This is a genomic window from Halorubrum sp. SD690R (genome assembly GCF_005435035.1).
GTDB classification, from domain to species: Archaea; Halobacteriota; Halobacteria; order Halobacteriales; family Haloferacaceae; genus Halorubrum; species Halorubrum ezzemoulense.
This window is the reverse complement of record NZ_SGTV01000008.1, coordinates 121015-138811: the sequence shown is the minus strand read 5'-3', so window position 1 is coordinate 138811 and position 17797 is coordinate 121015. Positions and strand designations below refer to the sequence as shown.

The window sequence follows — 17797 nt, the reverse complement described above, 5'->3', positions numbered from 1 at the left end:
TTTGGGAAATAGAACGACGAACATCATCGTTTGCGAATAGTTTCAGCAATGTCGCGTTAGAGACAGCTCAAAATTGGCTCGAAGCCCTCGCCGTCTACCACAATTCACGCCAAACTTAACGCGACCCACAGCACCGCGCCTCACCCCTCCCCAGCCTCGTCGCTGGCACCCTCCGCTTCGCTCCGTGAGCCAGCGACTCCCTCGCGCGTGCGACTCACGCCCCGCCGGCGTTCGTCGGCACGCGCCGACCGCCGCGTCTGTTTATGTATGATCGGCGCTGTCGCTCAGGGTGGTAGAAACCGTCGCCGGCGGCGGTCCACTGTGCCCACAGCGTCCGTTCGGACCGCCGTACGGCGTCGCGTCGGGGGCGAAGCGCCCTCAGAAGCGCCGCAGTTGCTCTTCGAGGCAGACGGTGAGGATCGACTTCGCGATGGCGGCGCCGCCGCCGATCGGGTCGAGCTTCGTGTCGCCGAGCCGCTCGGCGTAGGCGATCGGGCGCTCGCGCACGTCGTAGCCGCGCATCAGCGGGCGGATGAGGAGTTCCGCTGAGAGGCCGGTGTTCTCCGTCCAGCCGATCTCCTCGACCACCTCGCGACGGTACGCGCGCATCCCAGTCGTGGTGTCGTGGACGCGCTCGCCCATGAGCAGGCTCGCGACCGCGGCGAACGCGTGGTTCCCGAAGCGGTTGAACGCCGGCATCGCCTCCGCGCCGTGGTAGAGCCGGTCGCCGCTTACCACGTCCGCGCCGTCGTTGACCTCGGCGAGGAACTCCGGCAGCGCCTCCATCGGGTAGGTGTCGTCGCAGTCGGTCGTGACGACCACCGGTCGGTCGGGGGTCAGGATCGCCTCGCGGACGGCGACGCCGTACCCCTGCGGCTCCTGTTCGATGACCCGAGCGCCGTGCTCGCGGGCGATCTCCGGAGTGCGGTCGTCGGATCCGTCGACGCAGACGACCTCCGCCCTCCCGTCCGTGACCTCGTCGATGTCATCGAGGACCGTCCCGATCGCCTCCGCCTCGTTGTACGTCCCCATCACGACGCTGAGGTCGTCGAAGGTGTATGCCCCGCCGTCCCCCCCGTTCGCCACGCTCTCGCCTTTCTCGTCCGCCGCGCTCTCGATCTCCTCGTCCGCCGAGCCCCCGCCCTCTTCCTCGACGGTCTCCGTCACGTCGACGGCGCTCGCAGATCCGTTCGTCGCGTGTGCTGAGTCGCTCATTACCCGGATCTCCGCTCGCACCCACTTGAGTTTTTAGGTTTACCTAAAATAATGTTCGACGGCAGTCAGGTCTGCGCCGAGAGGCGGGCTTCCACGTCGTCGGCGACGCGGAGCGCGAGCGCGGCGATGGTGAGGGTGGGGTTCATCGCGCCGCTCGTCGGGAAGACGGAGCTGGAGGCGATCCAGCAGTTGTCGAGGTCGTGGGTCCGGCAGTCGGCGTCGACGACCCCCCGGTCGGGGTCGTCGCTCATCCGCGTCGTGCCCATGTGGTGGTAGGCGGGCCCGGTCGCGTCCGGCCCGGCGACCCACTCCACGTCGGCGCCGAGCTCCTCCAAGATCGCGACCTGGATCTCGTTCGCCCGCTCGATCGTGTCGAGCGCGCGCTCGCCCACGCTCCACTCGACCCGCGGCGCCGGGTCCCCGTGATCGTCGGTGCGGTCGTCGGCGAGGGCGATCCGGCTGTCGGCCCGCGGGGCCTGCTCGACGAGCCCGCCCATGGCGACGTGATTCCCGTACCCCTCACGGAGCTGGTCGAGCAGCGGGTCGCCCCAGTCGTCGCCCGACAGGGCCGTCTCGACCGGCGAGGGGCCGGCGTAGTTGAAGAACTCCAGCTTGAACGGGGCCTGCGCCTCGTCGGCCTCGTCGTAGAACTGGTCGCAGGCGCTGGTGTAGAAGCCGACGTGGTTCTGTCTGGTCGGCTCGTCGAGGGCGCCGCCCGCCCCCGCGAACAGGTGGTCCATGAAGAACTCGCCGACGTGACCGCTCCCGTTCGCGAGCCCGTCGGGATATCGGTCCGAGGCGGAGAGGAGCAGGAGCCGCGGCGTCTCCACGCCGCCCGCGGCGACGACGAAGGCGTCGGCCGTCTGCCTGTGTTCAGCCCCGTCAGGGGTCGCGTACACCGCCGCGGTCACCCTGTCGTCGCCGTCGTGCTCCAGCGACCGCACGGACGCCCGGTCGATGACGGTCGCGCCCCGCTCCTCGGCGCGCTCGACGTGGACCGTCGCGTCGTACTTCGCGCCGCTCGGACACACCGGCTGGCAGGTGCCGTAGCCGACGCAGGGGGACCGGTCGTCGTACGGCTCGGAGTTGCGCGCGTTCGGCACGGAGTGCATGGCGATCCCGAGCGACTCGCAGGCCTCGGCGAACAGCGAGTCGCTGTAGGAGGGCTCGAACGCCGGCATCGGGTGCGGCTCCTCGCGCGGCGGCGCGTAGGGGTTGTCCGACGCGCCCGCGACGCCCAGCTCGCGCTCGGCCTCGGCGTAGTAGGGGCGGAGGTCCTCGTAGTCGATCGGCCAGTCCGGCCCGACGCCCCGCGCCGTGCCGGAGTTGAAATCGTCCTCGTGGAGCCGCATCACCATCCCCTGCCAGTGGAGCGTCGACCCGCCGACGCCCTTCACGCGGGCGTGGTTGAGCGGGTACGGGCGGTCGCCGGCGGTCTCGTGGGCGTCGCGCTCGCCGCCCACGTCCCAGACGTCCGGCCGGTCGTAGAACGGGCGGATCGCGCGCTCCTGTCTCGCGAGCCGGTCGGCGGGGTCGAATCGCGGGCCCGCGTCGAGCACGACGACCTCGCGGTCGCCCGCCAGCCGGTCGGCGACGAGCGCTCCCGCGGGGCCGGCGCCGACGACGCAGACGTCCGTGTCCGGCACGGGCGTGCGGTCGACGTCGCCGCGGGCCCGGTCGCCGGTCTGCCGGTAACGAGCGTCCCGTCCGCCGCTCGCGTCCTCCGCGCCGCTCATCGGGGCCCCCGCCGGTAGCTCTCCGCGCCGCCCGCGTGCCCCTGCGGGTTCTCGATGCCGACGAGCTCCCCGCCCGTCGGCGAGGCGTACAGCGCGAGCAGCAGCTCGTTGACGACGTAGTACCGGACTCGCTCCGCGGTCGTTCCGTCCGGGTTCTCCTCGGCCACGTCCGCGCCCATCTCCCGGAGCAGATCGTCGCGGTCGGCGGGCGAGAGGTCGGCGACCGGCGCGCCGTACCACGACCGGGCGGCCGACTCGACCTCGGCGACCGCGGCTCGGATCCCCTCGGCGTGCGCCGACCCGTCGAGGCGGCCGTCGAGGAGGCCGTCGACGAACGCGTCCAGCCCGGAGACCGCCTCCGGGTAGACGGTCCGCGCGACCGCCGTCATCGCCTCGCGGACCGCCTCGTCGCCGGGGGTGCCGTCGCCGTCCCGCGCGGGCTCCGCCTCGGCGCCTCCCCGACCGCCGTCGCCGGTCGCCCGACGGACGCCGAGCGCGACGCCGCCGGTCGCGCCGATCGCGGCCAGCGCGGCCGCCGCGTCGCGTCGCGTCAGTTCCATGGAATATTTTAGGCAGCCCTAAATTAATATATCCGTCGGAGCGCGCTCGACGCGCGATCGGAACCCCTAACGCCGGCCGCGACCACGCTCGGACAGAGACTCTGCCCCGTACAATGACCCTGCGAAACCGGCTCCGCGACCGCTTGACCGACGGCGACGACAGGCTGCCGATCGGGCTCACGCTGCTGTGCGCGGCGATCGCCGCCACGCTCGTGTTCCCGCTGGCGTGGCTCGTCATCGAGGCGATCGCCGTCGACCGCGGGCGCGCGACGGACCTCCTCTTCAGCGCCGGCACCGCGGAGGTCCTCGTCAACAGCCTCCTCCTGATGGCGGGCGTCACCGGCCTCTCGGTCGCGATCGGCGTGCCGCTCGCGTACCTCACCGCCCGGACCGACCTCCCCTTCCGTCGCTTCTGGTCGGTCGCGGCCGCCCTTCCGCTCGTCGTCCCGAGCTACGTGGGAGCCTTCTCGTTCGTCTCCGCGTTCGGCCCGCAGGGCGAGTTCCACGAGGTCCTCGCGCCGCTCGGCGTCCAGCGCGTCCCCGAGATCGGCGGCCTCTCCGGGTCGATCCTCGTCATCACGCTGTACACCTACCCGTACGTCTACCTGACGACCCGGGCCGCGCTGCTGTCGTTCGACACGACGCTGCTGGAGGCCGCCCGGACGCTGAACCACGGGCGGCTCGCGGCGTTCCGCCGCGTGACCCTCCCGACTATTCGGCCGGCGATCGCCGCCGGGTCGCTGCTCGCCGCGCTGTACGCGGTCTCGGACTTCGGGACGCCGTCGATCATGCGGCTCCCGGTGTTCACCCGCCAGATCTACGTCGAGTACAACGCGTTCGGACGCGACTACGCGGCGCTGCTGTCGCTCCAGCTGCTCGTCGTGGTGGTCCTCGTGCTCGCGCTGGAGTGGGCCGTCCGCTCGGACCGCGACACGAGCGGCGACGACGCGGGCCGCACCGACGACCGGGTGTCGCTCGGGTGGCTGCGGTGGCCGGCGACGCTGCTCCCGGCCGGCGTGTCCGCGTTTGCGCTCTTGGTCCCGCTGTGGATCCTCGGGCTGTGGCTCGTTCGCTCGGAGGCCGGCCGCCGCCCCTCGCTCGCGTTCGAGCCGATACAGGTGCTCAACTCGGTGTCCGTCTCGGCGGCCGCGGCGGTCGTCGCCGCGCTGGCCGCCCTCCCGATCGCGTACTTTGCCGCGAACCACGACTCGCCGCTCGCGGTCGTCTTCGAGCGCGCGACGTACGTCGGGTTCGCGGTGCCGGGCATCGTGTTGGCGCTCGCGCTGGTGTACTTCGGCTCCGGCTACGTCCCGTGGCTCTACCAGACGCTCCCCCTGCTGGTGTTCGCCTACGTCGTCCGCTTCCTCCCCCAGGCGGTCGGCTCGGCCCGCACGTCGATCCTCCAGGTCGACCCGCGGCTCGTCGAGGCCGGGCGGACGCTCGGGGAGTCGCCGACCGGCGCGTTCAAGCGCGTCACGTTCCCGCTCACGCGCTCGGGGATCGTCGCCGGGGCCGCGCTCGTGTTCCTCACGACGATGAAGGAGCTACCGGTCACGCTGGTGCTCCGCCCCACGGGGTTCGACACGATCGTCACGCAGATCTGGCGCGCGCAGTCGACCGCGCTCTACCAGTACGCCGTGGTGCCGACGCTCATCCTCCTCCTCATCTCCGGGCTCTCGATGGTCGTTCTCCTCACGCAGGAGGGCGGCGAAGAAGGGCTGTGAGGGTCGCGGTCACCGTCCTCGGATGTGGCGGTCCGCGCCGGGTCGCCGCCACCAGATGCGGCGGTCGCCGCCGCTCCCGTCGGTCCGAGAGACCGGTCGCTCTCGATAGTGTTGAAAGAAACTAACAATACCGCGGCCGTGGACTGGAGAAAAACAGGTCAGTCCGCGGCAGACGTCTGCTGTTGACGCGTCACGCGGAGCGAGCTGATCGTCGTGTAGAGGACCGCGAAGGCGACGACGACCGCCGCGCCGATGGTAAGCACCAGTCCGAGCAGTTCGAGCGTCGAGCTGCCGATGTACGAGCCCACTTCGCCGATGCCCACGGCGAGGGCGCCGACGAGCAGCATCCCGCCGAAGTACACCTTGATCTCGTCGGAGTCGACGACGGCGGTCGCGGCGGAGCCGACGCGCGCGCCGAGCGCGCTCCCGAACAGCAGCGGGGCGACGATGCCGAGGCTCACGCCGCCGTCCTGTCCGTAGAGGTAGCTCCCGAGCCCGCCGGAGAAGACGATCTCGAAGAGGTCGGTCCCGACGGCGACGGGCACCGGGACGCCGATCGCGTAGATCATCGCGGGCATCCGGATGAAGCCGCCGCCCACGCCGAGGAACCCGGACAGGACGCCGGTCGAGAAGGCGACGGCCGTGATGACCCACACGGAGACGGTGACGTCGCCGCGGAGCGTCACCATCGGCGGGATCCGAACGGTCCGTTGGATCTTCTTGGCGACGTCGGGGATCTCGTACTCGTCGAGGTCCTTGTCGGCGGCCTCGTGGTCGACGCCGCCGTCGTCGTCGCCCTTGAGGGCGTCGCGCGTGACCATCGCGCCGACGCCACCGAGCAGGACGACGTAGGCGACGCTGATGACGCCGCCGGCGAGCCCCATCGATTCGAGGTAGTAGACGCTGGCGCGCCCGGCCTCGATGCCGATGGTCGTCCCGGTGATCATGATCACCCCGAGCTTGTAGTCCACCTGCCCGAGGTCGTGGTGTTTCAGCGTCGCGATGACGGCCGTTCCGAAGACGAACGCCATCCCGCTCCCGACGGCGACGGAGGCCGGGTAGTCTAGCATTAGGAGGGCCGGGGTGACGAGGAACGACCCGCCCATGCCGAAGAACCCGAACAGCACCCCGACGACGAGGCCGAACCCGACGAACAGCGCCAACATCTCGGGGCTCGTCTCGAAGATGCCGAGGCCGCCGAGGAAGTTACCGAGCACTGGCGTCACCCCCGACCAAGAGCCGCATCAGATAGGGCCCGACGAGCCGTTCGAGGCCGCCGTACCCCACGTACAACACGAACGCTTCCAGGAGGATCGTGCCGATGAGTAGGACCGTCTCTGGGTCCCACGAGGGTATCTCTAGTCCAGCCATCTATTCGTCCTCCGGCTTCCGAACGCGGAAATTCGGTCTTGGCACATTTCTGCTCGGTGTCCACTATCCGCTTCGTGCCTATAACGGTTTTGGGCTTGATGTACAATACTATATCCCGGTAACCTCGGCGGGAGTACCGATAACTTACAGAGATAATACGGCGCCTCCGTCGGCCCGAGCGCCGGCTACGCGCTCGCGCTCGCTGAAGTATCAAACGACGAACAAAATCGTGTTGTCGCCGCCCACCGAAGGGATCGACATGAGGGCCCTGTGCGCAACCGACCTGTCGGCCGCCAGCGAGGCGACGATCGAGAACGAGACCTGCCTCGGCTGCTTGGACCGAATCGGCGTCCGGACGGTCCACCTCGTCACGGTCGTCTCGGCGAACGTCCACCCCGGCATGCCCGGCGTCGACTTCGAGGAGCGCCGGCGGCGGGGGCTCGACAGGTACCGCGAGGTGATCGAGGCCGCGGGGTTCGACGTCGAGACGCACGTCGTTCGCGGGACCCCGTACCGCCGCCTCAACGGCATCGCGGAGACCGTTCACGCCGACCTGACGATCGTGGGTTCGCGCGGACAGAGCCCGCTGGAGAACCGGGTCGTCGGCTCGACCGCCCGCAACCTCGCCCGGACCACCGTCGTCCCGCTGCTGGTCAACCGCGTCGAGCGGGCGGCCGACGACCCCGATGTCCTCCGCGAACACCTCTTCCGGCACGTCCTCTTCGCGACAGACTTCTCTGAGCACGCCGACCGGGCGTTCGACGCCTTCTCGTACCTCCGTCGCGCGACCGAGGAGGCGACGCTCGTCCACGTCCGGTCGCCGAAGGACGACGGGCCGGACGCCGGCGGCGGTCCCGCGGAGCGGCTGGCAGAGCGGGCGAGCACGCTGGAGGGCTGGGGGATCGAGACGCGGACCGAGGTCCGCCGCGGCGACCCCGCCGAGGAGATCCTCGCCGTCGAGGCCGAGGTCACTCCGTCGACGGTCCTCGTCGGGTCGAAGGGGCGGAGCCGGATCCGGCGGCTCCTGCTGGGCAGCGTCTCGGAGGAGATCGTCACGCGGGCGACGGGCAACGTCTTCCTCGTCCCGCCGCCTCGGGCGGTTTAAGAGTAGGCGACGCCGCGGCGCGCGCCAATCACAAGACGAGCGCGGCGGCCGCGTACGCGAGCGCGAACGAGAGGCCGAACGAGCCGGCCCACGCCCCCACGGTCGTGAGGATCTTCCCCGCGTCGACGGCCTCCCGACCGCCGACGGCCGCGCCGCTCCCGATGATCGCGCTCACGACGATCTCGTTGAACGAGACCGGCACGCCGAGCAGCACGGCCAGCTGCGCGATCAGGAACGACGGGACGAGCGCCGAGATGGAGCGGCGCGGCCCGAGCGACGAGTAGTCCTGCGCCAGCGACTTTATCATCCGGGGCGCGCCGGTCCACGAGCCGACCAGCATCCCGAGCCCGCCGCCGACGAGGACGGCGGTGGCCGACACCATTCCCACCTCGTCGAGCAGTGGTAGGAGCGGTCCGACCGCGAGCCCGACCTGACTCCCGCCCGCGGAGAACGCGACGAGCGACCCGAGCGCGAGCAGCACGCGCCGCAGCCCGCCCTGCTCGTCGCGGCTCACGTCCCACCAGACGACGGCCGCGACGGCCAGCGCCGCGAGGCCGGTGATCGCGACCGCCGACGCGGTCCCGTCGAGCGACAGGGTCCGCTGTCCGAGACCGCGGACGGTCCCGGGCGCGGTCCCCTCGCCGAGGAAACTGAACCGGACGTTCACGAGGACGCTCCCGACCAGCCCGGCGAGGACCGGGACGCTGTACCGCTCGGGCGCGCCGGGTCGCGGGAGGACGCTGGCGATGGCGAACGCGATGCCGCCGCCGATGAACGGCGTCAGGAGCCAGACGGCGCCGATCTGTTGGTACTTCGCCCAGACCGGCGTCCCGCCGAGCGCGAGCCCGACGCCGATGACGGCGCCGGTCACGGTGAACGCGGTCGCGATCGGAATCCCGGTGGTGATGCCCACCGCCATCAGCCCCGCGCCCAGCACGAGCACGAGGATGACGCCGGCGACGGGCAGGCTAATCCCGCCAACGAGGCCGCTCCCGACGGCCTCAGAGACGTTCCCGCCCTGCGTGACGGCGCCGGCGAAGCCGAAGACGCCGACCAGCAGGGCCGCGCGCATCGTTCCGATGGCGTTCGCGCCGACGGCGGGCGCGAACGGGGTCGCGCCGCTCGACCCGGCGCCGATCACCCACGCCATGAACAGGCTCGCGAGCGCCGCGCCGACGGAGAGGGCGATGAGAGCGGGGTCCATGGAGCCGGTGCGTTAGTCCGCGCCCGCCGCGGCGGCGTCGCGGGCTCCGCTCCGGCTCCGCCAGTACCCCTGCGCGTACGCGCCGACGAACATTCCGCCGAGCGCCCAGAGGATGGTGACGTTACCGACCCCGAGGCTCGCGTACGCCGCGCCCGGACAGATGCCAGAGAGCCCCCAGCCGACGCCGAAGACGGCGCCGCCGACGAGGACGTTCCGGTCGAACGGCTTCAGCCGGCGCTCGTAGGGAGCGCCGGTGAGCGGCGCGGCGTCGCGGATGCGCGGCAGCAGCGCGAACGCGATCCCGGAGACGATTGCGGCCCCGAACATGACGAACGGGAGGCCGAGGTCCTCGAATGTGAGGAAGTTCAGCACGACCTCCGGCCGCGCCATGTGGCTGAACCCGAGTCCGAACCCGAAGATCAGGCCGCCGACGAAGATCAGCGGCTTGAACAGCGGATGTCGATCCGCCATCTACGGACTCACCCCCAGCGCGGCGACGACCTGGGCGGTCCCGATCGCCACGGCGAGGAACGTCGCGACGCCGACCAGCGACGTCTTCGACGCCGATCCGACGCCGCAGACCCCGTGGCCGGACGTACACCCCTTCCCCATGCGGGTGCCGATCCCGACGAGGATCCCGCCGAAGAACAGCCGCCACGGCTGGACGTCGGTCGCCCAGAGCGTCACGCCGGCGACCTCGTACAGCGTGCCGGTCGTCCCGGGCTCGTAGAGCGGGCTCGTGACTAGCCCCGACTGGAACGTCGCGGCGAACGCGAGCCCGCCGAGGATGATGCCGGCGGTGAACACGAGCCGCCAGTCCCGCGATCCGACGTACCGCCGGAACCGGGACTGGCCGGAGACGTACGACAGCGTCGACTCCAGGAACGTGCTCGCCCCGGCCGGGATACCCGTTCCGACGTAGATGACGACGGTCCCGAGACCGACGAGCAGTCCGCCGACGGCGTACCGGCTGACCCCGTTCGGGAACAGCTCGGCGACCGCCTGCAGCAGTACTGGGTCAGCGACCATCGGCGTCGTCAGTCACCCGCGAGCGAGTCCTGACTGGCGGCGCAGTTGTTCGGCCCGAGCTCCAGGGTGAACGCCTCGTCGTCGTCGACGGCGTTCTGTCCGAGGTTCGTCGCGATGATGTCCTCGTAGTTGGCCGGGCGCGGCGGCATGTCCGAGAGGATCAGGTCGACGAACGCCTGCTCGTCCATCGTGAGCGCGTCCATCTCCTCGACGAGCTCGCCGATCGGCGCCGTGTAGGTGCCGTCGTCGGCCGCGACGGCCGCGTCGCTGAAGTGCGCGCCGCCGATGAGCGTGTCGTCGGGCAGCGTCAGCACCCGCTCCTGAAGTGACTCGTACAGCAGGCGCGCGGCGTCGGGGGCGCCCTCGTCGCCCTCCTCGAGGTCGGGGCGGGCGACGCTCTCGATGAACAGCCCGTCGCCGGTCGCGAGCAGGCTCTCGTCGACGAGGTATGAGGTCATCCCGGTCGTGTGGCCGGGAGTGTAGACGGTCTCGACGGTGGCGTCGCCGACCGCGAACGTGTCGCCGTCGGCGGCCGTGGTCAGCTCGTCGGCGTACGTGACGCCGCGGTCGACCGCGGCCTCGGGGATGACGCCTTCGACGCCCGCGGCGTCGAGGTCGCGCACGCCCGAGATGTGGTCGGCGTGGACGTGCGTGTCGAGGGCGTAGTTCAGTTCGACGCCGAGCTCGTCGGCGTCGTCGAGGTAGCGGTCGGTGAACGCCCGCAGCGGGTCGATGATCGCGGCCTCCCCGTCGTCGTAGAGGAGGTAGCCGAGGCAGCCCGAGGAGGGGCGCTGGTACTGGAGGAGCGTGCCGGCCCCGTCGTAGCGGTCGACCTCGACGGCCTCGTAGATGCTCGCCCAGCCGTTCATCCCGTCTTCGAGGTGGTCGACGTCGTAGCCGCGCTCCGTGAGCGTGCCCGCGACGTACTCGCTGGCGCCGCCCTTCGCGCAGAGGACGGTCACCTCGCGGTCGTCGGGGATCCGGTCGAGAACGTCGTCGTCGATCTCGTCTTCGAGGAACTCGAAGTACGGGACGTTGATCGACGTGACGTTCTCGCCGTCGATGCGCCACTCCTCGTAGTCCGACTGCATGCGCGCGTCGAGGATCGTGACGTCTTCGCCGGCGTCGATTCGGTCTTTGAGCGATTCCGGGTCGACGGAGTCGACGTCGACGTCCGGAGTCGGGAAGTCGTCGGCATTCATGTTTCGCAGTCGTTCATACCGGGTCGACGCACAAAAGCATTTTCATAGTATTTCCTTTTCTAAGCAATACTATATTCAATAGAAACCGGTCCGTATCTCTTACTGTTGTACTCAGGGGCTTATGCGGCGGCTAAACAGGTTTCACTTTATACAGTAGTTGGGAGAATTCCCAAGAACCGACACAGTTTTACTTCACCGGGGGGTATTGTGCGCTAGCTCCAATACAGACACCGGAGCAGATACACAATGAGTGCTGAATTCGACATCGCGGAGACGCTCGACGTGAAAGGCGCATCGTGCCCCATGCCGGTAGTGAAGACGAAGTCCGCCGTCGACGGCCTCGACGCGGGCGAGGTCCTCGAAGTGCTGGCGACCGACCCCGGAAGCATGAGCGACCTCGACGGCTGGGCCGACGGCACCGAGGGCGTCGAGCTCCTCGACCAGACGGAAGGCGACGACGTGTACAAACACTACGTCCGCAAGACGGAGTAACAATGAGCACGGACACACCCGACGCGTCGGCCGACGACGCGCCGACCGACGACGCGCCCTCCCGCGCGGAATTGGCCGCGCGCGTCGACGAGCTCGAGGAGGCGCTCGCCGAGGCCACCGCCGACGACGGCGGCAAGAAGATGAGCATCATCGCCACCAAGGGGACGCTCGACATGGCGTACCCGCCGCTCATCCTCGCCAGCACCGCTGCCGCGTTCGGCTACGAGGTGACCGTCTTCCACACGTTCTGGGGGCTCGACATCCTCCACGAGGAGCGGTCGAAGAACCTCCAGCTCAGCTCCGTCGGCAACCCCAACATGCCCGTGCCGAACGCCGTCGCCGCGCTCCCCGGGATGGACCGCGTCACGACGAAGATGATGGAGCGCCGGATCTCGGACAACGACACCGCCACGATCGAGGAGCTCCTCGAAACGAGCCTCGACATGGGCGTGGAGTTCCAGGCCTGTCAGATGACCATCGACCTGATGGACTACGACGAGGACAACTTCTACGACGGCGTCACCACGGGCGTCGGCGCCGCCACCGCGCTTCAGGACATGGCCGAGGCGGACATCCAACTGCTCGTCTGACCGCCGCGGAACGAGCCCCCGGTTCTGTTTTGCCCGCGCCGTCGCCGGCGTCGTCGCTCCAGACACCCTCGATACAACGCAAAAACCACTAGTGACCACGACCGACTCCGCCCGCTCGCGCCGCGGAACGGCGCGTCGCCCCCGCTAGCGCGATCCCTCGCTCCGCTCGCGCCCGGCGCGCTCGCGGCCGATCGCGCCCGCCACCGCCAGCAGGTAGCCCAGCCCGTACTGGACGTCCGGGTCGCGCACCCCGCGGATCAGCCCGACGGCCCCGACCCGATCCGGCGGGTCGCGCTCCGCCTCGCCGACCCCCTTCAGCAGCGTCTCGACGCCCTCGCGGGTGTCGTCGTCGGCCGCGGTCTGCGCCACCTCGCCGAGCGCGGCGCCGGTCCCGGCCAGCGACGCGACCATCTCGTCGTCGAGGGCCGCGGTCGCCAGCGACCCGACCTCCGCGACCTCGGCCAGCTCGTCGAGCGTGCCGCTCCGCTGGAGCGTGAGCAGCGTGTCGAGCGCCTCCCGCAGCTCGTCGCCGTTCTCGCCGACCGCCTCGGCCAGCCCCACGGTCTCGTCGGTCGCCAGGCCGTCGGCGGACTCCGCGAGCGTCGACCCCGTGGCCGAGAGCTCGCGGACCATCTCGTCTGAGAGCGCGCCCTCGCCCAGCGAGAGCACGTCCAACAGCTCGTTGACCGCGTCGAGCCGCTCGACGAGCTCGGCGACCGCCTCCGGGTTCTCCGCGATGGCCGCTTCGAGGTCGTCTGGCTCGGGTTCGTGCGTCTCGGACATGGTCAGAGCAACCCTCGCGCGGTGAGCCAGTAGGACTCGTTGTACGCCAGCTTCGACCAGTGGAGCTTCTCCGAGGGCGGCGCGGGCGACGGCGGGCGCTCGTAGTCGAACTCGACGAACGAGGCGGCGTCCATCCCGGTCTCGATGAAGCACAGGGTCTTCCCGTCGTACGTCGCCGTCGCGGGGCGGCCTCGGACCTCGCTGGCGAGGCGCTGGCCGACGACGCCGGCCTGGTAGTGCGCGACGCTGCCCGCGTTCGGGACGCCCGTGTCGGCGGTGTCGCCGAGCGCGTAGACGTTGTCCGCGGCCGCCGCCTCTAGCGTGTGCTTGTCCACGTCGACCCAGCCGTCGTCGCCGAGGCCGGCCTCCTCGATCAGGTCGACGCCGCCGTGAGGCGGAATCGAGACGAGGAGGTCGTAGTCGAGCTCGGTCCCCTCCATCGACGTGATGGTCTCTGCGTCGGGGTCGACAGACTCGGCGTTGAAGAACGTCTCCACGTTGATGTCCCGGTCCTCCATGATGGGACGGGCCCACTCGGCGATGTGGGGATTCCCGTGAACGCGCTGGATCGGGTACGTGTAGGTGACCTCGACGTCCTCGCGCAGGCCGCGCTCGCGGAACCAGTCGTCGGTCATGAAGACGAACTCCAGCGGCGCCGCGGGACACATGTGGGGCGTCCCGATGACGCTCAAGACGAGCTCGCCCTCGGTGAACTCCAGCAGCTCCTCTCGAAGGGCCGTCGCGCCCGGCTCGCTGTAGTAGTCGTGTCCGCCTTCGACGAGCCCGGGGATCTGCTCGGGCTCCAGCGTCGACCCGGTCGCCAGCACGAGGTGGTCGTACTCCATCGACGGCGCGGTACCGTCGAACCGGAGCGTCTGCGAATCCGTGTCGATCTCGGACACGCGGTCGATCCGGAGGTCGACCGCGTCATCGACCAGCTCGTCGAGCGCGCGGCGACCGTCCGCCGGTTCGCGCTTGCCGAACGGCACGTACAGCCAGACCGGCTTGTACACGTGGTCGGGGCCGTCGTTGATCAGGGTGACCTCCACGTCGCCGGCGTCGAGCTCCGGACCGAGCCGGTCGGCGAGGTCGTTGGCGAGCACCGATCCGCCGGTCCCGCCGCCCACGATGACGATGCGTTCGGTCATGCTTTCTCCACGTAGAACGCGTTGTGCTCGTCGAGCTCTTCGACGGCGAGCAGTTCGTTGCCGGCCTCATCGGCCCACTCGGGAACGTCGGTGAGCGACCCGTCGCTGTCGCTCAGGAGCCGGACCACGTCGCCCGACTCCGCGCTCCGGATCGCTCCGATGAGGTCCATCAGGGGACCGGGGCACGCTGCGCCTCTGGCGTCGACGGTTTCTTGAGGTTCGATGTCGGTCATGGGGGTCTCACACCAGACAGTTACGCGCGTGGCGTATTAGTCTTGTGCGCCCATTCCACAATCTAAAAATCCTCGTGTTCGGCGCGGATCGGTCAGCGTCGGCGGCAGTCGGGGTGTCGCTGACGGTTGGGGCGTCGGCGGCGCTACCGGTCGAACACGACCGCGTAGTGGTACGGCGGCAGATCGACCCGCCGGTCGAGTTCGAACGGCGCCGCCCCCCGGACGGCCTCCGCCGTTTCCTCGGGGTCCATCCGGAGCCCCGTCGGCGGTCCCCGGGGCTCCCCCCCGACGGTCGTCGCTTCGCGCGGCCGGTCGTGCCAGTTGACGACGACCAGGCTGCCGCCGGGCGCGACCGCTCGGAACGTCTCCTCGACGAACTCGGCGCGGTCGTCGACGCCGTGGAAGGTGTTCGCCACGACGAGCACGTCGACCGGCTCCGGGAGGACACCGGTCAGGTCCCGGGCGTCGCCGTGGACCGGGACGACGTTCCCGATCGCCTGTCGCCCGGCGAGCGCGTCGAGCTCGTCGAGCAGCGTCTCGTCCAAGTCGACGGCGTACACGGGCGCGGGCTCGGCGATGCGGGCGGCCGGTAGCGCGAAGTAGCCGCTCCCGCAGCCGACCTCGGCCACCGACAGGCCGGGCTCGACCCCGAGCTGCCGGAGCGTCGCGCCCGGCGTCGGCCAGAGCTTCCCCCACCAGTCCCAGTCGGGCTGGCCGGTGTTCTGGAACCGCTCCATCGTCAGCGGGGGCCCGACGCGCCGGCTCCCGTTCCGTCCGCCGGAAGGCGGCGTCCGTCGCTCCCGCCGCCCGCGAACCCGTATCCGCCGCTCACGGACCCGTCGTCGGCCCCCCGAGGCGGCTCGCTCGTCGCATCGGTCTTGTCCTTCATACCCATACGTGAACCAGTCCGCTATCTAAGTCTTTCTCGACCGTCGCCGATCGGCGTGCCCGAGTCGCCCCGCTCGTCCGCGGGCAGCTAGTCGACCCGAGAGCGCCACGCGGCGGGGAGCCGGGCGTAGACCACCGCGTTGTCGACGAGCGCGTCGACCGGGACGTACTCGTCGGGGGCGTGGAGCGTGTCGGTCCCGAGGGCGAACTCGACGGTCGATATCCCGGCGTTCCGGAGCTTCTTGGCGTCGCCGCCGCCCGTGGCGCTCCGACGGAAGACGCGGTCCCCGGTGACCGCCGCCGCCGTCGACGCGACGGCGTCGACCAGCGGGCTGGCGGGGTCCTCTGTGGTGCCGACGCTCCAGGAAACGTCGGCGACCGTGATCCCCTCGCAGCCGGCGACGCAGTCGCGGATGGCCGCGAGCACGTCGGGCGTGTGGACGCCCGCCGTCAGCCGCACGTCGACCTCGGCGCGGGCGGACCCCGGGACGGCGTTTACCGCGTCGCCGCCCTCGAGGACGCCGAGGTTGATCGACGGGTACCGGAATAGGTCCCGAGCGGTCGCCTCGCCCATCGACGGGGCGTAGTACTCGACCGACTCCTCGACGATCGGCTCCATCTCGGCGTCGATCTCCAGCCGCTCGGCGCCGAACCGCTCGCGTATCGTCTCGACAGCGCCGTAGAGCCGGTCGACCGCGTTGACCCCGAGCATCGGTCGAGAGCCGTGCGCCGCCTCGCCGGCGGCTTCGAGCGTCAGCCAGATGCTCCCCCGGTCCGCGACCGTGACGGAGCGGCGACCCTCCTCGCAGGTCGGCTCGCCGATCACGCACGCGTTCGCGTCGAGCGCTCTGGCATCGAGCAGCGCCGGGAGCCCCGCGTCGCCGCCGACCTCCTCGTCGCTCACGAAGGCGAACAGGAGGTCGACGGGCGGCTCCGCGTCGGTCGCGACGACGGCCCGGAGCGCGAACAGCAGCGACGCCACGGCGCCCTTCATGTCGGTCGCGCCCCGGCCGTAGACGCGGCCGTCGGCGCGTTCGCCGAGCGGGTCGCGCGTCCACGCGTCGGCGTCGAACGGGACGGTGTCGAGGTGTCCGTTGTACAGCAGCGTTCGGTCGGACGCGCCGTCGACCCGGACGAGCAGGTTCGGCTTCGCCGGGTCGACGGCGAACCGCTCGACCTCGACCGGAAGTGGGTCGAGGAACCGCTCGATCGCCGCGACGATCTCGCGCGTGTCGCCGGGCGGGTTCGACGTGTCGACCGCGAGCAGATCGAGGGCCAGCGAGACCAGCTCCTCCCGGTTAGCTCGCACGTACTCGGCGGGAGCGTCGTCCGGGTCCGTCGGCGGCCGGGTCGCTCCCGTGTCTTCGGCCATGCCATCCCCTTCGATCCCCAATGATTTATTTATTTTGTATGTTTCGCACAATACTAATCGGCGAGCGTCGCGGTCGCCCGCGCGTCACGGTCCGGGCTGGAGCGACCGATCCCCGCGCTCGTCCGCCTCGCCGCCGTACCGGTCCTCGAACTCTTGGATGAGCTGACCGACGGTCGCGTACCAGCTGTTGAGCAGCTGCTGCATCTCGCGAGCGGCCTCCTCGGGCGTTCGCGGCCGGTAGACGTAGTAGTACCCGCCCTGATCGTAGTTCTCCTGTCGCTGGACGACGACGCCGGCGTCCACGAGCCGCGAGATCGACCGGTACGCCGTCGACCGCTCACACTCCAGCCGGTCCGCCACGTCGTCGACGGTGAGCCCTTCGTTCACTCCTTGGAGCGCCTGAAACACCGCCTGATCCCGCTCGTTGAGCCCGTGAATACACTCGAGGAGGTCGATACACCCCAAGTCCCGTTCGAGGTCGTCACGCACTGACGCGGTCATCGTATCGGACAATAGGGCGACAGAGTGGGTTAAAGTTGTTCCTAATTAGTACAATACTACTACAGTCGAGTCGGCGACAGTCCGGTTCAGTTCACGGCTGCTCCGCTCTCTCGGTAGGACATCCGAAGAGCCTTTGTTACGTAGGCCCAAGACGATACACGAATGACGCTTCCGATCGACCCGACGCAGATCGACCTGGACGACATCGGCGAAGAGCAGGCCACCCTCGAGATGGGCCACGAGGAGGCGATCGAACACGTCCGCGAGGTGTTCACCGACGCCGGATTCGGCGTCCCGGTCGAGTTCTCGCCGTCCGAGATGCTCAACGAGAAGGTCGACGCGGGTCGCGACCCCTACTACGTGCTCGGCGCGTGTAACCCGGCTGTCGCCGACCGGGCGCTCGACGCGACCGACAACAAGCTCGGCGCGCTCATGCCGTGTAACGTCGTCGTCTGGGAGGAAGCGCCCGGGACGCAGCGCGTCTATCACGTCTCTATCATGCGTCTCGCTCGCCTCGCGGGCATGGCGCCCGACGACGACGAGATGGCCGGCATCATCGCCGACACCGGCGAGATGGTCGACGAGGCGTTCGAGAACCTCTGACCACGCTCTGACACAGCCGTCCCTACGGCGTCGCCGGCGAT

General features: G+C 70.0%; 21 protein-coding genes and 1 pseudogene. 6 read left to right on the top strand and 16 right to left on the bottom strand.

The window, feature by feature from the left end; genetic code table 11:
• Window positions 1–119, top strand: a pseudogene (locus tag EXE41_RS19600) (IS6 family transposase); the annotation flags it as partial.
• Between the two features lie 259 nt (window positions 120–378).
• On the opposite strand, the gene EXE41_RS07195 reads toward EXE41_RS19600, so the two are convergent.
• The 3 genes from EXE41_RS07195 to EXE41_RS07185 form a co-directional block, all read right to left on the bottom strand.
• Window positions 379–1032 (bottom strand): dolichyl-phosphate hexose transferase, encoded by a 654-nt coding sequence (locus EXE41_RS07195; protein WP_241987207.1) that lies wholly within the window; start codon window positions 1030–1032, stop codon window positions 379–381.
• Between the two features lie 248 nt (window positions 1033–1280).
• Window positions 1281–2951: a GMC family oxidoreductase gene (locus EXE41_RS07190; protein ID WP_137690649.1), complete on the bottom strand. Its 1671-nt coding sequence runs from the start codon at window positions 2949–2951 to the stop codon at window positions 1281–1283.
• Complete coding sequence (locus EXE41_RS07185) at window positions 2948–3511, bottom strand: gluconate 2-dehydrogenase subunit 3 family protein (protein ID WP_049932280.1); 564 nt, start codon at window positions 3509–3511, stop codon at window positions 2948–2950. Before EXE41_RS07185 ends, EXE41_RS07190 begins: the two co-directional genes overlap by 4 nt.
• Before the next feature lie 113 nt (window positions 3512–3624).
• Between EXE41_RS07185 and EXE41_RS07180 the strand changes: the two genes are divergently transcribed.
• Window positions 3625–5235 (top strand): iron ABC transporter permease, encoded by a 1611-nt coding sequence (locus EXE41_RS07180; protein ID WP_049932282.1) that lies wholly within the window; start codon window positions 3625–3627, stop codon window positions 5233–5235.
• Window positions 5236–5393: 158 nt separating this feature from the next.
• Here the strand turns inward: EXE41_RS07180 and EXE41_RS07175 are convergent, their stop codons facing one another.
• Complete coding sequence (locus EXE41_RS07175) at window positions 5394–6452, bottom strand: sulfite exporter TauE/SafE family protein (RefSeq protein ID WP_394334817.1); 1059 nt, start codon at window positions 6450–6452, stop codon at window positions 5394–5396.
• Complete coding sequence (locus tag EXE41_RS19240) at window positions 6442–6606, bottom strand: hypothetical protein (RefSeq protein WP_167373091.1); 165 nt, start codon at window positions 6604–6606, stop codon at window positions 6442–6444. The genes EXE41_RS07175 and EXE41_RS19240 overlap by 11 nt, the downstream gene beginning before the upstream one ends.
• A gap of 259 nt (window positions 6607–6865) precedes the next feature.
• Between EXE41_RS19240 and EXE41_RS07170 the strand changes: the two genes are divergently transcribed.
• Window positions 6866–7711 (top strand): universal stress protein, encoded by an 846-nt coding sequence (locus tag EXE41_RS07170; RefSeq protein ID WP_049932286.1) that lies wholly within the window; start codon window positions 6866–6868, stop codon window positions 7709–7711.
• A 28-nt stretch (window positions 7712–7739) separates the two neighbouring features.
• Here the strand turns inward: EXE41_RS07170 and EXE41_RS07165 are convergent, their stop codons facing one another.
• Genes EXE41_RS07165 through EXE41_RS07150 form a run of 4 tightly spaced genes read right to left on the bottom strand, consistent with a single transcriptional unit; the run spans window position 7740 to window position 11146 of the window.
• Window positions 7740–8915, bottom strand: coding sequence for an inorganic phosphate transporter (locus EXE41_RS07165; RefSeq protein ID WP_137690648.1), 1176 nt, complete (start codon window positions 8913–8915; stop codon window positions 7740–7742).
• Window positions 8916–8927: 12 nt separating this feature from the next.
• On the bottom strand, window positions 8928–9386 hold the full coding sequence (locus tag EXE41_RS07160; RefSeq protein WP_049932289.1) for a YeeE/YedE family protein: 459 nt from the start codon (window positions 9384–9386) through the stop codon (window positions 8928–8930).
• Window positions 9387–9944 (bottom strand): YeeE/YedE family protein, encoded by a 558-nt coding sequence (locus EXE41_RS07155; protein WP_137690647.1) that lies wholly within the window; start codon window positions 9942–9944, stop codon window positions 9387–9389.
• An 8-nt stretch (window positions 9945–9952) separates the two neighbouring features.
• Window positions 9953–11146, bottom strand: coding sequence for an MBL fold metallo-hydrolase (locus tag EXE41_RS07150; protein ID WP_049932291.1), 1194 nt, complete (start codon window positions 11144–11146; stop codon window positions 9953–9955).
• Window positions 11147–11392: 246 nt separating this feature from the next.
• Here EXE41_RS07150 and EXE41_RS07145 point away from each other — a divergent pair, with 246 nt between their 5' ends.
• A complete protein-coding gene (locus tag EXE41_RS07145) occupies window positions 11393–11638 on the top strand; it encodes a sulfurtransferase TusA family protein (RefSeq protein WP_049932293.1) in 246 nt (81 codons plus the stop codon).
• Window positions 11639–11640: 2 nt separating this feature from the next.
• Window positions 11641–12228: a DsrE/DsrF/DrsH-like family protein gene (locus tag EXE41_RS07140; protein ID WP_086220080.1), complete on the top strand. Its 588-nt coding sequence runs from the start codon at window positions 11641–11643 to the stop codon at window positions 12226–12228.
• A 144-nt stretch (window positions 12229–12372) separates the two neighbouring features.
• Here EXE41_RS07140 and EXE41_RS07135 read toward each other — a convergent pair whose 3' ends face one another.
• From EXE41_RS07135 to EXE41_RS07110, 7 genes are all read right to left on the bottom strand, one after another.
• Window positions 12373–13011 (bottom strand): DUF1641 domain-containing protein, encoded by a 639-nt coding sequence (locus EXE41_RS07135; protein ID WP_086220081.1) that lies wholly within the window; start codon window positions 13009–13011, stop codon window positions 12373–12375.
• Window positions 13012–13013: 2 nt separating this feature from the next.
• On the bottom strand, window positions 13014–14159 hold the full coding sequence (locus EXE41_RS07130; RefSeq protein ID WP_137690646.1) for an NAD(P)/FAD-dependent oxidoreductase: 1146 nt from the start codon (window positions 14157–14159) through the stop codon (window positions 13014–13016).
• Entirely contained in the window at window positions 14156–14392 is a 237-nt protein-coding gene (locus tag EXE41_RS07125) for a sulfurtransferase TusA family protein (RefSeq protein ID WP_137690645.1), read from the bottom strand. The genes EXE41_RS07130 and EXE41_RS07125 overlap by 4 nt, the downstream gene beginning before the upstream one ends.
• Window positions 14393–14535: 143 nt before the next feature.
• The gene (locus tag EXE41_RS07120; RefSeq protein ID WP_137690644.1) at window positions 14536–15129 is read right to left on the bottom strand and encodes a class I SAM-dependent methyltransferase; all 594 of its coding nucleotides are present in this window, start codon (window positions 15127–15129) and stop codon (window positions 14536–14538) included.
• 2 nt (window positions 15130–15131) lie between these two features.
• Complete coding sequence (locus EXE41_RS19040; protein WP_155120043.1) at window positions 15132–15281, bottom strand: hypothetical protein; 150 nt, start codon at window positions 15279–15281, stop codon at window positions 15132–15134.
• 87 nt (window positions 15282–15368) lie between these two features.
• Window positions 15369–16652: a M20 family metallopeptidase gene (locus EXE41_RS07115; protein WP_137690643.1), complete on the bottom strand. Its 1284-nt coding sequence runs from the start codon at window positions 16650–16652 to the stop codon at window positions 15369–15371.
• An 84-nt stretch (window positions 16653–16736) separates the two neighbouring features.
• Window positions 16737–17153: a helix-turn-helix domain-containing protein gene (locus EXE41_RS07110; protein WP_049932308.1), complete on the bottom strand. Its 417-nt coding sequence runs from the start codon at window positions 17151–17153 to the stop codon at window positions 16737–16739.
• A 162-nt stretch (window positions 17154–17315) separates the two neighbouring features.
• Here EXE41_RS07110 and EXE41_RS07105 point away from each other — a divergent pair, with 162 nt between their 5' ends.
• Entirely contained in the window at window positions 17316–17756 is a 441-nt protein-coding gene (locus EXE41_RS07105; protein WP_137690642.1) for a DUF302 domain-containing protein, read from the top strand.
• The last annotated feature ends 41 nt before the right edge of the window (window positions 17757–17797 follow it).